The sequence below is a fragment of the Dyella sp. genome (assembly GCF_036568765.1).
GTDB lineage: Bacteria > Pseudomonadota > Gammaproteobacteria > Xanthomonadales > Rhodanobacteraceae > GSA-30.
On the sequence record NZ_DATCRY010000145.1, the window covers coordinates 1 to 17,772 of the forward strand.

The following is a 17,772-nucleotide window of genomic DNA, read 5'->3' on the forward strand; positions in this document are numbered from 1 at the left end:
CGCCCTTTACCGCCGAGCCGTTCATGACATGGCCGCAAACCGCAGCCATCTTCGCCAAAGCGCCGCATCCTGAAGCGGCCAAACTCTATGTGAGTTGGCTGCTCTCCGAAGAAGTCCAGAACAGCGACCTGGTCGGGCAATGGCCTATCCGCACCGACGCCATTCCCTTTGGCGGTTATCCGTCGGTCTACACGCTCGATACCGATCCGGCAGCATTCGGTCGTTTCATGGAGGATCGCGCCGCCGTCGAGCGCTTCAAATCGCAGTTGATCCTGTATACGGGCGAACCCTTGGGAGACAACCCGACCGGAGTGAACGGTCCGCTCTAGGACTTCCGTTAAGAGCCGCTGTCATGTCAGGCGCTGTGCCCGGCGACAGGGAAAGCGCCTGGCGTGGACGGCAAACAGACGATCGCCGCTACTTTCTCTGCAGATTGTCCGTCTCGCCAATAAACCGAGCGACATTGTCATGCAACATCTTCAGCGATTCGGTATGGGCGTACACCATGTGCCCTGACGGATACCACGCGTACGAGATGTTCTTCTGCAGCGCATCCGGGATCGGCAAATGGTGCATTTCGTAATCCGCGGCGAAGTACGGGGTGGCCAGATCGAAATATCCGCCGTTCAAGAACACCTTGAGATCCGGATTGGTTTTCATTGCCGTGGCCAGGTCCGGCATCACATTGGTCGACTGCTGCAATGCCTCGCCCTGCACGCCCGGCGGCTTATGCGAGAAATCCCAATGGTCGACGTCGGCAAACAGTCGGTAGTTCAGGTTCTGCCCGAACTTGAGCTGCTTGCGGACGTAGTCGTTGAAGGCGGCCACGTAAGCCGAGCTGATCGAGGACGATTGCGGATCGTATTCCGATTCCTTCGACATCGGATCGAGCGAAGGACCCGAGAAACGGCTGTCAAGACGACCCGTGGTCAGGCCGCCGTCGTTCTGCAGTTCGTGCTCGAACATGCCACCGGTCACACGCAGATCGGCACGCAACAGATAATCGACCGGCAAGCCGGTGTATTGGTGCAGCTTTTCCGCCACGGCCTGCTTGCGAGCCGCGTCCAGGTGCGCGCCAGCCATCAGTGCCTGTGCATAGTCCCCGATGGCGAACTGTTCCACTTCGCGCAGGAACGGTTCCAATTGCGCGGGTTGTTGCGGCAGCTTGCGATGGTAGAACGCTGTTGCAGCGAAGGTCGGCAGGGCAGTGATGTAAGGCGTATCGATACCCGGGTTGAACTGCGACCCGTCGATGCTGTTGTCGAAACTCAGGATCTGCGAAAGCAGGATCACACCGTTGAGATCGATGCTTTCTTCGTTCTCCAGGATATTGGCCACCACCGCTGAGCGCGTCGTGCCGTAGCTTTCGCCGAACAGGTACTTGGGAGAATTCCATCGACCGTACTTGGTCAGGAACTGCGCGATGAACTTGCCGAAGGCATGGCCGTCGCCATCGACACTGTAGATGGCTTTGCGACGTTCCTTCATTTGTTCGTCGCGCTTGCCCTTATCTTCGTCGCGCGCGATCAAGCGGCTGAAGCCGGCACCAGGCGCATCGATGAAGACCAGGTCGGAGGCATCGAGCAGGCTGTAGTCGTTATTGACCAACCCATACGGCGCCGCCGGCGTGTGGGTATCGTCGCTGGTGACCACGCGCTTGGGACCGAACGCGCCCATATGCAACCAGACGGTCGCCGAGCCGGGACCGCCGTTGTAGATAAAGGTAATCGGACGCGTGCCGGTGTCGGCTCCTTTCTTGAAGTACGCGACATAAAACATGCTCACCTGCGGCTCGTCTTCCTTGTCGCCGTTACCATCCAGCACCAGGGTGCCGGCGACCGCCTTGTAGTCGACCCGCTTACCCTCCACGCTGACCGAACCCTCGCTTTCGGACGATTGCGGCTGGATCAGCGCGGCATCGGGCTTGTCCTCGGGCTTGTCCTTCTTGTCGTCATGTTCCTTGGCATGAACGACCGAGCCGAGCATGAGCGCGGCCAAGGCCACGGCGAGGGATAGTTTGCGCATCGAGGGACGTTCCCTGGCAAGGAAGGATGCGTCGAGCTTAAGCACCGGCTCGAACCGCTTCATACGCCAGAAGTCACGCCTGCGCGGCGTAACCGAGCAGGCCTATCGCCGCAACGGCAAGCAGCAGACCGAGCAGATGCACCACGCGCAGGCGTTCGCCAAAACCGAAGCGGCCAGCCAGGGCCCCCAGGATCACCACACCGAGATTCATGCTGGCAAAGACCAGCGCAGGATGTTGCGCCAACGCCTGGTGCGCGCGTACGTAGAACACGATATTGCCGAAGTTCGCCAAGCCAAGCAGCAAGCCGGCCAGGGTGTCGCGCAGACGCGGGCGGGTCTGGCCGCGTGCGCAGCGCGACAGGAAGATTGTCATCGCCACGACGAAGGAAAGTACGAAGGCCGCCAGCAACGACGTCGCAAACGGAATACCCGCCTGGGCGACCAGCTTGAGCAGGATGTCGATCGCGCCAAAACCCAGGAAAACCGCCAGCGGCCACTGCCAACTGCCTTCCTGCCTGATCAGCTGCGGTTGTTCGCTGCGCTGGAGCATGCATATCAGGGCAACCAGGCCCAGACCCAGGCCGGTCAACTTCAAAGCATTGGGCGCCTCACCGAACAGGGTGAAGGCCGCGAGCAGCGAAATCAGCAGAGAGAGGCGTTGTGCCGTATCGCTGCGCACGATGCCGGCGGTGCGCACGGAGGCCGCCAGCGCAAGGAAGATCGTGGGCAGCAACAAGCCCAACCCGATCATGCCGATCCAGGGTACGCCGGAACCTGACAATGGCGCGGTCGAGGGCTGAAACACCCAGGCGGTCAACGCACCGGCAGCGACGTAGTTCCAGGCGATGGCTTGGCCGACGTCGATATCCCGGCGCTTGGCCAACTTGAGCAGGACGGAAACCAGGACGCTGCACAGTGCGCTCAGGAGTACGTAGAACATGGCTATCGGGCGGCATGGAAAGGCCGCTAGCATAGCTTCGACTAGCGGAGCTTCCTATGCTGGAACTGCGACCGACCTGCGAACACTGCAACAGAGCGCTCCCCCCGGCCTCCACCGAGGCGATGATCTGTTCGTTCGAGTGCACGTTCTGCCGCGATTGCGTCGAGCTGCTGCACAACGTTTGCCCCAATTGCGGCGGCGGGTTCGTGCTGCGGCCGATACGTCCCGCGCATGACTGGCACGGGCCGTTCCTGGGCAAATACCCGGCGACGACCAAGGTGACTCATCAGCCGGTGGATCTGGCTGCGCATGCCCAACTGGCGGCGACGGTAGAAGACGTGCCGCCGGAGCGGAGGTAGATTCGTAGAACCCCGCTGCGTCTTCGTCGCTCCCCCCGTAAACACGGGCGGGAGCACCACGCCTCAGCGACGCAGACCGGCCGCTTCTCGTGCCAGCAATTCGATGCCGGCCCAGTCTCCTGACTTGAGCTTCTCTGCCGGCGTCAGCCACGAGCCGCCCACGCACAGCACATTGGATAGCGCGAGGAAATCGGGGGCATTGCTCAGACTGATACCGCCGGTCGGACAGAATCGGATCTGCGGCAACGGGCTGGCCCACGCACCGAGAAGCTTGGACCCGCCCGCCAGTACAGCCGGGAAGAACTTCAGGAATCGATAACCGCGCTCAAGCAGGTTCATAGCCTCCGAAGCGGTAGCTGCGCCAGGAAGCAAGGGCAGGGCCGAATCGTCCGCTGCATCGAGCAACCGGGGCGATACACCCGGCGATACGGCAAACCTGGCACCGGCCGCTTCGGCGGCCTTGAGATCCTTCTCGCTCAAAACCGTACCTACGCCCACTGCCGCGCCCTCCACTTCCGCGGCGATCGCACGGATGGCGTCGAGCGCGGCGGGCGTACGCAAGGTGACCTCGATGGCGGGAATGCCCCCGGCGACCAGGGCGCGTGCCATCGGCACGGCGGCCTTGGCGTCGTCGATGATCACCACGGGAATGACGGCGGCCAGGCGCATGGTGGCTTCGACACGGGCCTGCTTGGTTTCGATGGCGTTGCTCAAGATGCGCTCCAGGAAATTAAACGACGCCAGCGCCGAGGTCGGCCGAGGTGGCGGCTTGGCGGAACAGGGCGAACAATTCGCGCCCCATACCCGAGTGATGCTGCGAAAGATCGGCGGTGGCCGGTACGCGTGCGGCGAACTCCGCCGCATCGACCAGCACTTCGATGCTGCCGGCGACCGCGTCCAGGCGGATCATGTCGCCGTCGCGGATCCTGGCGATGTCGCCGCCAGCGCTGGCTTCCGGCGTGACGTGAATTGCCGCAGGCACACGGCCGGAAGCACCGGACATGCGACCGTCGGTGAGCAGGGCGATACGATGGCCGCGATCCTGCAAGACGGACAGGGTCGGGGTGAGCTTGTGCAGCTCGGGCATGCCTATTGCCTGCGGGCCCTGGAACCGAACGACCGCGACAAAGTCGCGATTGAGTTCGCCGCGTTCGAAGGCGCGCCGGACGTCGTCCTGGTCGTCGAACACCACGGCGGGCGCTTCGATGATCTGGCGATCCTCAGGTACCGAAGACACCTTGATGACTGCGCGGCCGATATTGCCCTGAAGCATGCGCAGACCGCCGTCCGCGCGGAACGGTTCGTTGGCACTGCGCAGCACGCCGCGATTGCCGCTTTCCTTTGCTACCGGCGTCCAATGCAGCTTGCCGTCGCTGTCGAGTCCTGGCACCTGCGTGTAGCCTTCCATACCGGTGCCAAAAACCGTGCGCACATCGCCATGCAGCAGCCCGGCATCGAGCAACTGATCGATCAGGAAGCTCATGCCACCGGCTTCGTGGAACTGATTCACGTCGGCGTACCCATTCGGGTAGACGCGAGCCAGCAGCGGAACGACCGAGGACAGCGCGTCGAAATCGTCCCAGCGCAACTCGATGCCCGCGGCCCGCGCCATCGCGACCAGATGCAGCAGGTGATTCGTGGACCCCCCTGTAGCATGCAGGCCGATCACGCCATTGACGATGGCTTTTTCGTCGACGATATGCCCGATCGGCAGATACGCATCGCCCTGATGGCTCGACGCGGCGACGCGGCGCACCGCTTCGGCGGTGAGTGCGTCGCGCAGCGGCGTATCCGGCGCGACAAAGCTGGAGCCGGGCAGGTGCAGACCCATGATCTCCATCAGCATCTGGTTGGAATTGGCGGTGCCATAGAACGTGCAGGTGCCCGGCGCGTGATAGGCGGCGGCCTCGGCCTCGAGCAACTCCGCACGGCCCGCCTTGCCCTCGGCATAAGCCTGGCGCACTTTGGATTTCTGCTCGTTGGTAATGCCCGAAGGCATAGGACCCGAGGGAATGAAGATGCCCGGCAGATGGCCGAAGCTCAGTGCACCGATCAGCAGCCCCGGCACGATCTTGTCGCAGATACCGAGGTAGATCGCGCCATCGAACATGTCATGCGAAAGCGACACTGCCGTTGCCATCGCGATCAGGTCGCGCGAGAACAGCGACATCTCCATGCCGGGACGCCCTTGAGTCACACCGTCGCACATGGCCGGCACACCGCCGGCGACCTGCGCGGTGATGCCGTGCTGGCGCGCTACTTCGCGGATGAGTGCCGGATAGCGCTCGTACGGCTGGTGTGCGGAGAGCATGTCGTTATACGCATTGACGATGCCCAGGTTCGGCGTGCGGCCGGCGCGCAGCGCGGCTTTGTCGTGCGGCGCACAGGCGGCGAAGCCGTGCGCGAGGTTGCCACAGGACAGGCGCTCGCGATGGGTGCCGCCCTCGCTGCCGGCAGCGGCGATCCGGGCCAGGTAGCGCTCACGGCCGATATGGCTGCGTTCGCGCAGGCGCTCGGTCACTTCGGCGATGACGGGATGCAAACGGCTCATACTGAAAATCCAATCGAAAATGTCAGGACCGCTGGCGGCGGTGCAACCGCCACCCGGCGAGGCTTTACGGGCACCAGTAGACGGCCAGCGGCGTGCGTTGCTGGACCGCCACCGCGCGTACCGGATAATCGGCGCCCTTGCCGTTACCCTCGCATGCGTCGTTGAATACGTCGCGCTTGGCCGCGCCCTCGAAATGCAGGTAGAGCGCGCGGGTGTCCAGCAGCGCCGGCAACGTGAACGTGATGCGTGGCTCGTCCGCACCTTTGGCGCGCATCGGCAACACACGCTGGCGACTGTTGAGATCCAGCGCTTCGTCCAGGCGATCGCCGCCAGGAAAGAACGATGCGGTGTGGCCGTCGCCACCCATGCCGAGAATCACCGCATCGAACGGCAGCTGCAGCGCCGCCAGGCGTGCGCGAACCTGCGGCAAGCCTGCCTCGGGCGTGGGCGTATCGGCATACAACGGAACGAACTGCGCGGCCGAGGCCTCGTGCTGCAACAGCATGCTCTTGACCAGACGAGCGTTGGAGCGCTCGCTCGACTCAGGAACCCAGCGCTCGTCGACAAGCGTTATGGCGACCTTCGGCCATTCCAGGGTCTGCCGCGACAGGCGTTCGAAGAAATGCTTGGGCGTGCTGCCGCCCGATACTGCCAGCAAGGCGTGCCCGCGCGCGGCGATAGCGTCGCGCAATTGTCCTGCCACGCGATCGGCCAGTGCCTGAGCAAGCGCATGGCAGTCGGTGAAACTATGGTGGGTGATGTTCGAGATGTCTGGCATGACGCGGCTGGATCAAACGGGACTGGATCAAACTGCTGGGGAAAGCACGCAGGAGGCAGCGCAATGCGGCTGCCGCCAGTGTAGGCAGGCCGTTGCAACGCGCCGGTGAAGTTGAGGGAGACTTTACCGGCGCGTGCCTCGGCCTTATTCGTCGTCGCTATCTTCGCTCCAGGTACGGCCGTCGCGCTCGATCAGCGCCACGGCCGCGCTCGGTCCCCAGGTGCCCGCCTGGTAAGGTCGCGGCGCTTCGCCGCTGGCCGCCCAGGCAGCGAGGATCGGATCGGCCCAGCGCCACGCGGCAACGACTTCGTCGCTGCGCATGAACAAGGTCGGATTACCGCGCACCACATCCAGCAACAGACGTTCGTACGCATCCGGCTGCGACACGCCGAAGGCCTCGGCAAAACTCATATCCAGCGGCACATGGCGCAAGCGCAGACCGCCTGGACCGGGGTGCTTGATGGTCAGCCACAGCTTGACGCCCTCGTCCGGCTGCAGACGCAGCACCAGGCGGTTCTGCGCCAGCGTGCCGGCTGAAGCATCGAAGATCGAGTGCGGCACGTGCTTGAATGCGACGACGATCTCGGAGAGACGCGACGGCAGGCGCTTGCCCGTACGCAGATAGAACGGCACGCCGGCCCAGCGCCAATTGGCGATCTCAGCCTTCAGCGCTACAAAGGTCTCGGTGTTGGATTTCTTGCCTTCGCCCAGTTCCTCGATATAACCCGGCACGCTCTTGCCTTCGGAGGCACCGGCACGGTACTGGCCGCGCACGGTCAGTTGGGCGGCATTGGTGCTGTCGATGCGCTTGAGCGCATTGAGCACTTTGAGCTTCTCGTCGCGCATGGCGTTGGGCGCCAACGACGCCGGCGGCTCCATCGCAACCATGCACAACAGCTGCAGCATGTGATTCTGCACCATGTCGCGCAGCGCGCCGGAATGGTCGTAGTACGAACCGCGCCGACCTACGCCGAGGGTCTCGGAGACAGTGATCTGCACATGGTCGATATGCTCGGCATTCCAGAGCGGCTCGAACAGCGCATTGCCGAAGCGCAGCGCCAGCAGGTTCTGCACCGTTTCCTTGCCGAGGTAGTGGTCGATGCGGAAGGTCTGCGATTCGTCGAAGACCCGCGCGACATCCTTGTTGATCTCGTTGGCGCTGGCCAGATCGTGGCCGATCGGCTTTTCAAGCACGACGCGCGACTTGCCCTTGTTGAGCCCGTGCGCCCCCAGACGATTGCAGATGTGCGTGAACAGCTCCGGCGACGTCGAGAGATAGAACACGCGGATATGCTCGGGCTGCTCGCCGATGAACTGGGCGAACTCGTTCCAGCCTTCATCCTTCCTGGCGTCGAGCGGGCGGTAATGAACCTGCTTGAGGAAGGTATCGATCTGTTGCTTGTTGCCGCCGCCTTCGAGCAGCGCCTTCTTCAACGTATCGCGATAGGCGGCATCGTCGGTCGCCTCGCGAGCGACGCCTAGGATGCGGCTGTCGGACGGGATCTGCCCGTCCAGGAAGCGGTGGTACATGGCGGGGATGAGCTTGCGCAGGGCCAGGTCGCCGGTGCCGCCGAAAATCACCAGGTCGAACGAATCGACCGGAGGGGAAGCCGTCACTTCGAAAATCCTCGATGCGATGCTTGGCCGTAGCCGGAGTGCCACGGCCGGACGCGGCTGATGGTACCAGTGAAATACCAGATGGGCTAGCGGGTCCGACCCCGGTTCGATCGCCTCGGCTCGCACGCTCCCGCAGGGTTACCGAAGGGCGCCGGGCTGGGCTTCCGCCGGGAAAAGGTTGCGGTGCAACAAGCTGGTATCGGCCGCCAAGCGCGAGAAAGCACGCCAGTTGCCCTAGTGGTATGGTCATTGGTATCGTGTGCAACATGGAGACCGCCCTGGCCACCGAATACCGCCGCCTCTGCGAAGACCCGGCAACTCATCAGCCGCTGGCTTACCTGCGGCTGCGCCGCGCCATTCGCAATGTGGTCGAGCATCGCGACATCGAGCCGGGCCAGGCCCTGCCGAGCGAGCGCGACCTGTCGCGCGTGCTCAATCTGTCGCGCGTGACGGTGCGCAAGGCGATTGCCGGCCTGGTCGAAGAAGGCTTGCTGACCCAGCGCCACGGGGCGGGCACCTTCGTGGCCGAACGCATCGTCAAGCCGATGTCGCGGCTTACCAGCTTTACCGAAGATCTACGTGCGCGCGGTCTGCACCCGCGCTCGGAATTTTTCGAACGCAGTATCGGCGAGGTCACGCCGGAAGAGGCGATGGCGTTGAACCTCTCGCCAGGCGTGCTGGTGGTGCGATTGCATCGTGTGCGTTATGCGGTGGACGAGCCGCTGGCGATCGAGCGCAGCGTGGTGCCGGCCAGTGTGCTTCCGGATCCGATGATCGTGCACGATTCGCTCTACGAGGCATTGGAGAGCACCGGCAGCCGTCCGCGCCGCGCCTTGCAGCGGTTGCGTGCGGTGTCGCTCGGCGCACAACAGGCGCGCCTGCTGCATGTGGCCACCGGCAGCGCGGGTCTCAATATCGAGCGCCGCGGCTTTCTCGACGATGGGCGCGTGGTGGAGTTCACCACCTCGTGGTATCGCGGCGATATCTACGACTTCGTTGCCGAACTGCAGACGGACTGACGATCCTTCGAAAGCCCCTCCGGCCCTGAAAACCCAGGCTTTTCTGCAGGAGCGGCTTCAGCCGCGACACACCGCTGCTTCACGGTTTATCGCGGCTGAAGCCGCTCTCAAACGATCGCCGGGGAAAGCCGCGGCTCAAGCCTGTTGCAGCTCGAACTGATAATGGATCAGATCCACCGAGCGCTCGAGACCGAGTTTGCGCATCGCATTGGTTTTCTGCGCACTGATCGTCTGCTTGCTGCGTCCGAGTCGCTGCGCGATCTCGCCGACCGTCAATCCGGCCGCGTACAACTGCACCACTTCCGTCTCACGTGCGCTAAGTGCCCCCGCGGACGACGACGTGCGGCGGACTTCGACCATGTCCACCATGGCGGCCATCGTCGGCGAAAAGTACCGTCCGTTCGCGTGGGCGGCATGGATGCCAGCGGCGAGATGACCGATGTCGTCGGCCTTGCTCAGGATGCACTCGACACCGCCCGCCAGCAGCGAACGCACCATACCGAGGTTCTTGACCGCAGTGAGTGCCACGATGCGCAAGGCGGGATACTGACGACGCAGCTGAAGGAACAACCCCAGGCTGTCGCCGTCGCCACCGGGCATGGAGTAATCGACGACGGCCACATCGGCCGGCGCATCCTCGAGCAACCTCAGCAACCCTTCGCCGTCGCAGGCCTCACCTATCAGGGTGAAGGAAGGATGTCGAAGCAACTCGGTCTTCAGGCCGATCCGTATGGCGGGATGATCGTCGGCCAGGGCGATCCGTAGCGTAAATTCGTTCATTGTCCTTGAGTACTGACGGCTTATCCGGCCCCAGGGAGGGCTTACAGCCGAGATTTCCTTACAGATTTTTTTATTTTCACCCATTGCGGATTTACATGGGCTGAGCAGCGAACCGGCTGATCGCACGCAAAAAAAAGCCGCCGGAAGCCCGGCGGCCAAGCTTGGGGAGTCGCGCCGGATATCCGTCCGGCGCGCGTTCTTCCGACTTACAGCGAGAAATCGTAACGAGCCTGCAGCTGCACGTAGCGCGGAGCCTGGAAGCTGATCGGACGGTTGTAGACCGGGTCGGGCACGCCGACGTCGGTTTCGCCCAGATCCTGGCGGCTCAGCACCTTCTGGCTGTTGAACACATTGAAGACGTTCGCTTCCAGCGTCAGGTTGTCGCCCGCCCAGTGCGGCTTGTACTGCGCGCTCAGGTCCAGCTGGTAGCTCCACGGCGTACGGCCGCGAGAACCACGCGGGGCCACTTCGCCGCCGCAGTAGAAGTAGGCTTCGCCGTACTGGATCGGATCGCCCGGGGCAACGCCGATGCAGTTCTTCGGACGACCCGAGTAGATCGCCACGTTCGCGCCCAGCATCCACTCGGTGGTGACCTGGTACCAGCCGTACGCCTTCAACTGATGACGACGGTCGTTCGGCAGCGGGCCGTTGGCACCGATCATCAGTTCCGGCGCGTCCCAGTCCTGCGTCACCGACGGGTCGGCCTGGCCGATGTCGGACTTCAGCAGACCTTCGGAGTTACCGAAGCTGTGCGACAGGGTGTAGTCGATCTTGCCGTACCACTTGTCGCTGAACTGGTGCTCCAGGTACAGCTCCAACGCCAGGTACTTGCGCTTCAGATCCGGGAACCCGAGGTCAGCCTTGGTCAGCTTGAACTCCTGGAAGTTGCCGGTACCGGTCACGTCGACCAGGAAGTTGTTGCCCTTGCCCGGGTTGAACAGGTAGCAGCCGTTGAGCACCGCGTTGGACATGTCGATGCCGTTGCGTTCGGCGTAGCGCTCGAACGGACGGGTGTCGCACATATCGTCGATGATGTTCTTCAGGTTGCGGTAGATCGCCTTGGCGCCGAAGGTCCAGTTGGTGGCCAACTGCTTGTCGAAGCCGAGGATGTACTCGTCCTGGTAATACGCGCCCAGGCCCTTGGCCGCCACCGTGCGCGGATCGGGCGTGGTGCCGTCAGCCGCGTTGAGGTAATAGGTACGGCCGTAAGGCACGAAGCCGATCGGGCGACCTTCGGCATCGACGCCGGTGAAGGTGCCGTACTGGCTGCTGTAGGTCGAAGCCGAGGCACCGCGGATAGCGACGTTGGACGGCACGGCCAGGTGATAGCGACCGGCGTTGGCGTAGACCTTCAGCGAGGAGTCGCCGAACACGTCCCAGGTCACGCCCAGGCGCGGCGCCAGCTGATGGCGCTGGCGGGCATAGGCATCGCCGTTGCCGTTGAAGTTGGAGAACTGTTCGTTACGCAGGCCGATGTAAGCCAACCAACGGTCGTTGACCTGCCAGTGGTCTTCGATGAACTGCGCTTCCTGCTCGACCTTCACGTTCGCCGCCGCCTGGAACACGCGGAAGTCGACGTAGTTGAGCGTACCGGTCGGGAACTGGATGTCCGGACGGCCGGCGATCTGGCCGCTGGCCGGGGCCAGCGTGTAGATGTAGCGCTCGTTCGACTCGTACGAGGTACCCGAGTACGACTCGAGCGTCTGGTTATCCACACCGGCGCGCAGGTCGTGATCGCCCAAGCGGTATTCGACGTCCAGACGCCAGCCATGGGTCTTGTCCTCGGCGCCCGGCGCGAGCAGGTTGCCGATCAGGTAGCACGCCGGCGGACGCACGAGATTGCCCGTGCCGTCGTTGTACTGGCCGCTGACGATCGGGCAAGCGCCACCGCTGGCCGAGGTCGGCAGCTGCTCATGCTCGGACTTGCTCTTGCCGTACAGTGCGTTGACGGTCAGGTTATCGGTGATGTAGCCGGTGTACTTGCCGATGTAGAAATCGCCGCCCGGCTGATAGTTGGTGTTGGTGCCGACCGAGTAGTTCTTCAGGTTGACCGAACCGCGGTAGACGCCCTGACCGAGCGGCTCGTAACTGTAGGCATAGATCTGGTCGGTTTCGTCGGTCTTATCCGAGAAGCCGGTGAATTCCAGGATGTGGCTGTCGGTGATGTTCCAGTCGATCTTCGCCAACCAGCGCGGCGACTTGACGCTGTAGTACGACACCTGCTGGGCGGCAGCCGTACCGACGGTCTTGCCTTCCTGCTTGGTGAAGTCGCCGGTCAAGTACATGAACAGCTTGTCCTTGATCAGCGGACCGCTGATGTACGCACCGTATTCGGTGGTCCAGGACTTGTTGTCGTTACGGAACTGGTACAGCGAGTTGTCCGACGGCTGGATGATATTGCGCGGATCGGAGCGCAGGAACTTCGGAATCCACAGCGCCATGACGCCGGCCTTCCACTCGTTCGTACCGCGCTTGGTGATGATGTTCACCACGCCGCCGGTCGAACGGCCGTATTCGGCGCCGTAACCGCCGGTGTAGACCTGCTGCTGGTCGATCGCATCGAATGGCAGCTGCGCCAGACCGACGTTGGTCAGCGCGTTGGTCACCGAGTAACCGTTGATGTAGTACTGGTTTTCGGCAGCGGACGCGCCACCGAACGAAGCGACGTTACCGTAGCGCGAGTCGCCGAGCACGGTGCCCGGCGCCAGCAGGGCGGCGGCGGTCACGTTGCGGGCCACCGGCACCTTCTGCAGCACTTCGGCCGTCAACACGGTGCGCGAGTCCACCGACGACACGTCGATGGCCGGCAAGGCGTTGGCGACGACCTGGAGGCCTTCCAGGTTCTGCGCATTGGCAGCCGAAGCGGCTGCGGCAAAGCTCACGTCGATACCGGTACCGACCTGCACCTGCACGTTATCGCGCGTTTCGACGGTGGCACCGTCCTTGACCAGGCTGACCTTGTAGACGCCGATCGGCAGCGAGGACGCGCGATAGCGGCCCGCGGAATCGACGGGGACATCACGGCTCAGGCCGGTCTGAACGTTCTCCAGGTGGACCGTACCGCCCGGAGCGGACTCGGCGCGGCCGAAGATGGCGCCCGACGCATTCGACTGCGCCAGGGCGACCCCGGACAGACTCATGGTCAGGGCTGCCGCCAGCGCCGTTTGGCGCCAGAAATATCGGTTCTTGCTCATTTAAAAACTCTCCCCAAAAGTGGTTCAGGTGCAGGCACAGCCGTGCCCCATGCCAATCGCTGGACTTGTTGTCTCGTATGCGGCCGGTCCACATCGCTGTGGTTTTGACATCCCCATGCCCCGACACCCGCCGCAAGCTTTCACGACTGCCTTTTTGAAAAATAGGGGTAAGAACTTGCGCCAGTCAACAGAAATTTTATGGTTTTCGCATGTTTCGGCGATGTTTGGCGTGCACTACGAAATATAATCTTTTATTATCAAATACTTATGATATTACGGATCGACGGCCGCGATCTTGCCGAAAAGCGCTCGTTTAACGCAATTTTTTGTCGCGTTGCAGCGCAATACAGCGCCGTGCCGCAGGGCACCTCCCCCACTAGCAGCACATCCTTTCGGCGCCGCGCCGGCCTAAAGTCGCGTCCATGAATCTTTTTGCGCCCTTTATCCGACGTCCCGTCGGCACGTCTCTGCTCGCTCTGGGTTTGCTGCTGGCCGGCACCTGGGCCTATCTGTTGCTGGGCGTGGCCGCGCTGCCATCGCTGGAATTTCCTGGCATGGCGGTCTACGCCGAGGTTCCTGGCGCCAATGCGCAGACCATGGCCGCCACGGTGGCTGCGCCGCTGGAACGCCATCTGGGGCGTATCCCCGGCTTGAAGGAGATGCATTCGGAGAGCAACGACGGCTCGACGTCGATCCGGCTGATTTTCAATTTCGGCAAGAGCACCGATGTGCTGGCGCGCGATGTGCAGGCGGCCATCAATGCCGCCGCGCCCGACCTGCCATCCAGCCTCACGATCCCGCCGCGTTATTTCAAGTTCGATACCGCCAATATCCCCGTGCTGCTGTTGTCGCTGACCTCCAACAGCATGCCGCCGGACAAGCTCTACGATCTGACCGATAGCCTGATTACGCCGGCCATCGCACAGATCCCCGGCGTGGCCCAGGTACGCGTGATCGGGGGGCGCCCCAAAGCCGTGCGAGTGGAGCTGGACAACAACGCGCTGGCGTCGATGAGCCTGACCTCGCTGGATGTGCGCAACGCGTTGAACGCAGCCAACGTCACCGCGCCGCAAGGCACGCTGACCGACGGGCGTACGCAGCTGACCTTGTTCGCCAACGATGCGTTGCACGAACCCGGCGATTTCGCCGATATCCTGATTGCCATCCGCAACGGCAGGCCGGTGCGCCTGTCCGATGTCGCCAAGGTAACCAGCGGCCAGCAAGACGAATATCAGGCCGCCTGGTTCAACGGCCATCGCTCGGTCAGCGTGCGCATTACCAAACGTCCGGAAGCCAATGCGGTGGCCACGGCGGATGCAATCCGCGCCAAGTTGCCCGAGTTCCGCGCGTGGCTGCCGGCCGACCTGGTCATCACGCCGATTTTCGACCTGACCCAGACAACCAAGTCGGCGCTGCACGAAGTACAGATAGCGTTGATGATCAGCGTGGTGATGGTGGCGCTGGTCATGCTGGTCTTTCTGCGTCGCTGGCGACCCACATTGATCGCGATGGTCAGCGTGCCCCTGTCGCTGGCTGGCGCATTCACCGTGATGTGGGCGCTGGGCTACACGCTTAATACCCTGTCGCTGGTGGCGCTGGTCCTGTGCATCGGCTTCGTCGTCGACGACGCCATCGTGGTGATCGAGAACATTGTTCGACACATGGAAGACGGCCTGGCACCGCTGGAGGCCGCGCTGACGGGCGTGCGCGAGATCGGCTTTACCGTCGTTTCGATCACCTTGTCGCTCATCGCGATCTTTGCGCCTTTGTTGTTCGGCAACAACGAAATCACCCAGCTGATGCGCGAGTTCTCGGTCACGCTGACCGCGGCCGTAGTGATTTCCGCCGTGGTATCGCTGACCCTGACACCGGCCTTATGCGGCCGCCTGCTCAAGCATGAGGCCGCCGATCAGCCACATGGCCGCCTGGACCATTTCTTCGAACGCTTCGACCGCGGCATGCACGATGTGTACGCCCAGGCGCTGGACTGGGCCATGCGCCATCGGCGGCTGATGCGTTGGCAACCCTTGATCCTGCTGATCATGACGGCAGGATTGATGTTCGGCATCGTCAAACTTTATGGCTTCAATTTCATGCCGGAAGAGGACATCGGCATGATCCAGGCCGATATCCGGGCCGATGCCAATATCTCGCCGACGTTGATGGCCGTGCGTGCGCAGCGTGCCGGCGCCATCATGCAGGCCGACCCGGCGGTGCAGGATGTGACTACCTTCCTGGGCAGCGACAATGCCGGCGGCGCGGTCGGCAACATGGCCACGATGTTCATCGACCTGAAACCGCACGGCAACGGTCCCGGTCAGCGGCGCGAGTCGATCAAAGAGGTGATGGCACGCCTGGCCAAGCAATACGATGTGCTGCCCGAACTGCGCGTGTCGATGAACTCGATCGGCTTCTTCAACGGCGGCGGCAACAGCAATCGCGGCAGCCAGAGCTTCCAGCTCGTCAGCAGCAACAATAGCGTGGACCTGCAGCCGCTGGCGTTCAAGGTGGCCGCGATCTTGCGCAAAACCGAGGGCTTCCGCGATGTCACTACCGATTACGACAGCATCGACAAGCAGCAGATGATCAAGGTCGACCGCGAAGCCGCCGGCCGCTTGCAGTTGGGCATGGGCATGGTGGATTCGGCGTTGTACAACGCTTTCGGCCAGAACCAGGTATCGATCATCTATTCGGACATCAACCAGTATTGGGTCGTACTGACCTCGGCGGCCGAGCGTTCGCTCAGCCCCGATGCCCTGCTCAATACCTATGTACGCAATGCCGCCGGCCAGATGATTCCGCTGTCGGCGGTGGCGCATATCGAGCCAAGAGTCACCCCTTCGCTCGTCATCCATACCGACCAGCTCGAAGCGGTGCAGATCTACTACAACACCATCCCCGGCGTGGCCCAGGACAAGGCCATGAGCATGATCGAGGACGCGGTGGCCAATGCACAGCTGCCGGCCGGCGTGCAGATCGGCTACACCGGCGATGCGCAACGATTGCAGGATACGCAGAACAATGGCTTCATCTTGCTGATCGGTTCGATCCTGGCGATGTACATCGTGCTGGGCATTCTTTATGAGAGCCTCGGCCATCCGCTGACCATTCTCTCCACCCTGCCCGCCGCCGGTGCCGGCGCTTTCCTGGCTATGCTTGTCACGCGCACGCCGCTCTCGCTGATGGCGATCATCGCGCTGTTGATGCTGGTGGGCGTAGTCAAGAAAAACGCCATTCTGATGGTGGATTTCGCCCTGGTCGCGCAGCGCGAACGAGGCTTGAGCGCACCGGACGCGATCCGCGAGGCCGCCTTGGTACGTTTCCGCCCGATTACGATGACCACCCTGGTCGCCATGGGTGCGGCCCTGCCCCTGGCGATCGGCTTCGGCGTCGGCTCCGAAATGCGCCAGCCCCTGGGCATCGCGATCGTCGGCGGCTTGCTGGTTTCCCAGTTGCTCACCCTGCTGAGCACCCCGGCGATCTATCTGTGGAACCACGATCGCAAGGCGCGCAAGCAGGCGCGACGGGAACAGCGGGCGGCGAAGCGGGCACTCAAGGCGGCGACGCAGGTGTCCTAGGTGCGCCACGCTACCTCAGCCCCCAAAAGCACCATGACTATGTGCCTACTCCAACACCTGCCTTTCGGCACGTCCCGACTTCAGGCACATTTCCTACCTGCCCATTGAACTGATCATCCCCGAATCGTTCAAAGCGTGCGGCGTCAGGGCACGCCAAAAAAAGAGTGCGGGAAAGCGCTTGTCTATGCTTAGCGGGAGAGTTGCTTGAATATTTTTGCGCCACTGATCCGGCGGCCGGTCGGCACGTCCTTGCTGGCGATCGGCCTGATACTGGCAGGTGCCTGGGCTTATGGGCTGCTGGGCGTGGCCGCGCTGCCGACGCTTGAGTTTCCGGGCGTGTTCATCGTCGCGCAGATGCCCGGCGCCAGCACGAAAACCATGGCCGCCACCGTACTGGCGCCGCTGGAGCGCCATGTCGGCCGCATCCCCGGTATCGACGATATGTACGGCAACGCCTCCGAAGGCTCGGCCACGATCCAGGTGCGCTTCGCGCTGGGTCGCAGCGCGGACAAAGCCGCGCGCGACGTGCAGGCGGCCATCAATGCCGCTGCCGCCGATTTGCCCTCGGGCATGCCCAGCCCGCCGCAGTATTTCAAGTTCGACACCTCGCAGATTCCGATCCTGCTGGTATCGCTACGCTCCAAGTCGCTGCCGCCGGACAAATTGTTCGACCTTACCGATACCTTGCTCAAGCCGGCAGTGGCACAGATCGATGGCGTTGCGCAGGTGCAGGTCTTCGGCGGTACGGCACACGCGGTGCGCGTGTCGCTGGACGTCAATGCCCTGGCCAACAAGGGGCTGACCGCGAACGATGTCGCCAATGCCCTGACTGCTGCCAATGTGATGTCGCCGCAAGGTACGCTCAGCGACGGCCGCACCCAGACGACCTTGAGCACGAACGATGGCCTGCAATCGCCGGAGGACTTCGGTC

Annotated in this window: 13 protein-coding genes; 5 read left to right on the forward strand and 8 right to left on the reverse strand. The window is 63.0% G+C overall.

Annotated elements, in window-relative coordinates; all coding sequences use genetic code 11:
- On the forward strand, positions 1 to 329 hold a 329-nt coding region (locus VIM98_RS10310), incomplete at its 5' end, for a hypothetical protein (protein WP_331993016.1).
- An 88-nt stretch (positions 330 to 417) separates the two neighbouring features.
- Here VIM98_RS10310 and VIM98_RS10315 read toward each other — a convergent pair.
- Both VIM98_RS10315 and VIM98_RS10320 read right to left on the reverse strand, forming a co-directional pair.
- Positions 418 to 2,025, reverse strand: coding sequence for a S10 family peptidase (locus VIM98_RS10315; protein ID WP_331993017.1), 1,608 nt, complete (start codon positions 2,023 to 2,025; stop codon positions 418 to 420).
- Between the two features lie 73 nt (positions 2,026 to 2,098).
- Complete coding sequence (locus VIM98_RS10320) at positions 2,099 to 2,965, reverse strand: EamA/RhaT family transporter (protein WP_331993018.1); 867 nt, start codon at positions 2,963 to 2,965, stop codon at positions 2,099 to 2,101.
- A 56-nt stretch (positions 2,966 to 3,021) separates the two neighbouring features.
- Between VIM98_RS10320 and VIM98_RS10325 the strand changes: the two genes are divergently transcribed.
- Positions 3,022 to 3,324, forward strand: coding sequence for a DUF1272 domain-containing protein (locus tag VIM98_RS10325; RefSeq protein ID WP_331993019.1), 303 nt, complete (start codon positions 3,022 to 3,024; stop codon positions 3,322 to 3,324).
- 63 nt (positions 3,325 to 3,387) lie between these two features.
- Here VIM98_RS10325 and eda read toward each other — a convergent pair whose 3' ends face one another.
- From eda to zwf, 4 genes are all read right to left on the reverse strand, one after another.
- Positions 3,388 to 4,038, reverse strand: a complete 651-nt coding sequence (gene eda / locus VIM98_RS10330) for a bifunctional 4-hydroxy-2-oxoglutarate aldolase/2-dehydro-3-deoxy-phosphogluconate aldolase (protein WP_331993020.1) — start codon at positions 4,036 to 4,038, stop codon at positions 3,388 to 3,390.
- Between the two features lie 16 nt (positions 4,039 to 4,054).
- Positions 4,055 to 5,875, reverse strand: a complete 1,821-nt coding sequence (gene edd, locus VIM98_RS10335; protein WP_331993021.1) for a phosphogluconate dehydratase — start codon at positions 5,873 to 5,875, stop codon at positions 4,055 to 4,057.
- 64 nt (positions 5,876 to 5,939) lie between these two features.
- Positions 5,940 to 6,653, reverse strand: a complete 714-nt coding sequence (gene pgl / locus VIM98_RS10340) for a 6-phosphogluconolactonase (protein ID WP_331993022.1) — start codon at positions 6,651 to 6,653, stop codon at positions 5,940 to 5,942.
- A gap of 144 nt (positions 6,654 to 6,797) precedes the next feature.
- Positions 6,798 to 8,270, reverse strand: coding sequence for a glucose-6-phosphate dehydrogenase (zwf, locus tag VIM98_RS10345; protein WP_331993023.1), 1,473 nt, complete (start codon positions 8,268 to 8,270; stop codon positions 6,798 to 6,800).
- Positions 8,271 to 8,536: 266 nt separating this feature from the next.
- Between zwf and VIM98_RS10350 the strand changes: the two genes are divergently transcribed.
- Positions 8,537 to 9,289 (forward strand): GntR family transcriptional regulator, encoded by a 753-nt coding sequence (locus tag VIM98_RS10350; RefSeq protein WP_331993024.1) that lies wholly within the window; start codon positions 8,537 to 8,539, stop codon positions 9,287 to 9,289.
- 135 nt (positions 9,290 to 9,424) lie between these two features.
- On the opposite strand, the gene VIM98_RS10355 is transcribed toward VIM98_RS10350, so the two are convergent.
- Together VIM98_RS10355 and VIM98_RS10360 are read right to left on the reverse strand one after the other, a co-directional pair.
- Positions 9,425 to 10,069, reverse strand: a complete 645-nt coding sequence (locus VIM98_RS10355) for a response regulator transcription factor (RefSeq protein WP_331993025.1) — start codon at positions 10,067 to 10,069, stop codon at positions 9,425 to 9,427.
- 206 nt (positions 10,070 to 10,275) lie between these two features.
- Positions 10,276 to 13,263 carry a TonB-dependent receptor gene (locus VIM98_RS10360; RefSeq protein WP_331993026.1) on the reverse strand — a complete coding sequence of 996 codons (2,988 nt, stop codon included), beginning with the start codon at positions 13,261 to 13,263 and terminating at the stop codon, positions 10,276 to 10,278.
- Between the two features lie 422 nt (positions 13,264 to 13,685).
- Between VIM98_RS10360 and VIM98_RS10365 the strand changes: the two genes are divergently transcribed.
- Together VIM98_RS10365 and VIM98_RS10370 are read left to right on the forward strand one after the other, a co-directional pair.
- Entirely contained in the window at positions 13,686 to 16,841 is a 3,156-nt protein-coding gene (locus tag VIM98_RS10365) for an efflux RND transporter permease subunit (RefSeq protein WP_331993027.1), read from the forward strand.
- A 204-nt stretch (positions 16,842 to 17,045) separates the two neighbouring features.
- A partial coding sequence (locus VIM98_RS10370) for an efflux RND transporter permease subunit (protein WP_331993028.1) occupies positions 17,046 to 17,772 on the forward strand: 727 nt, incomplete at its 3' end.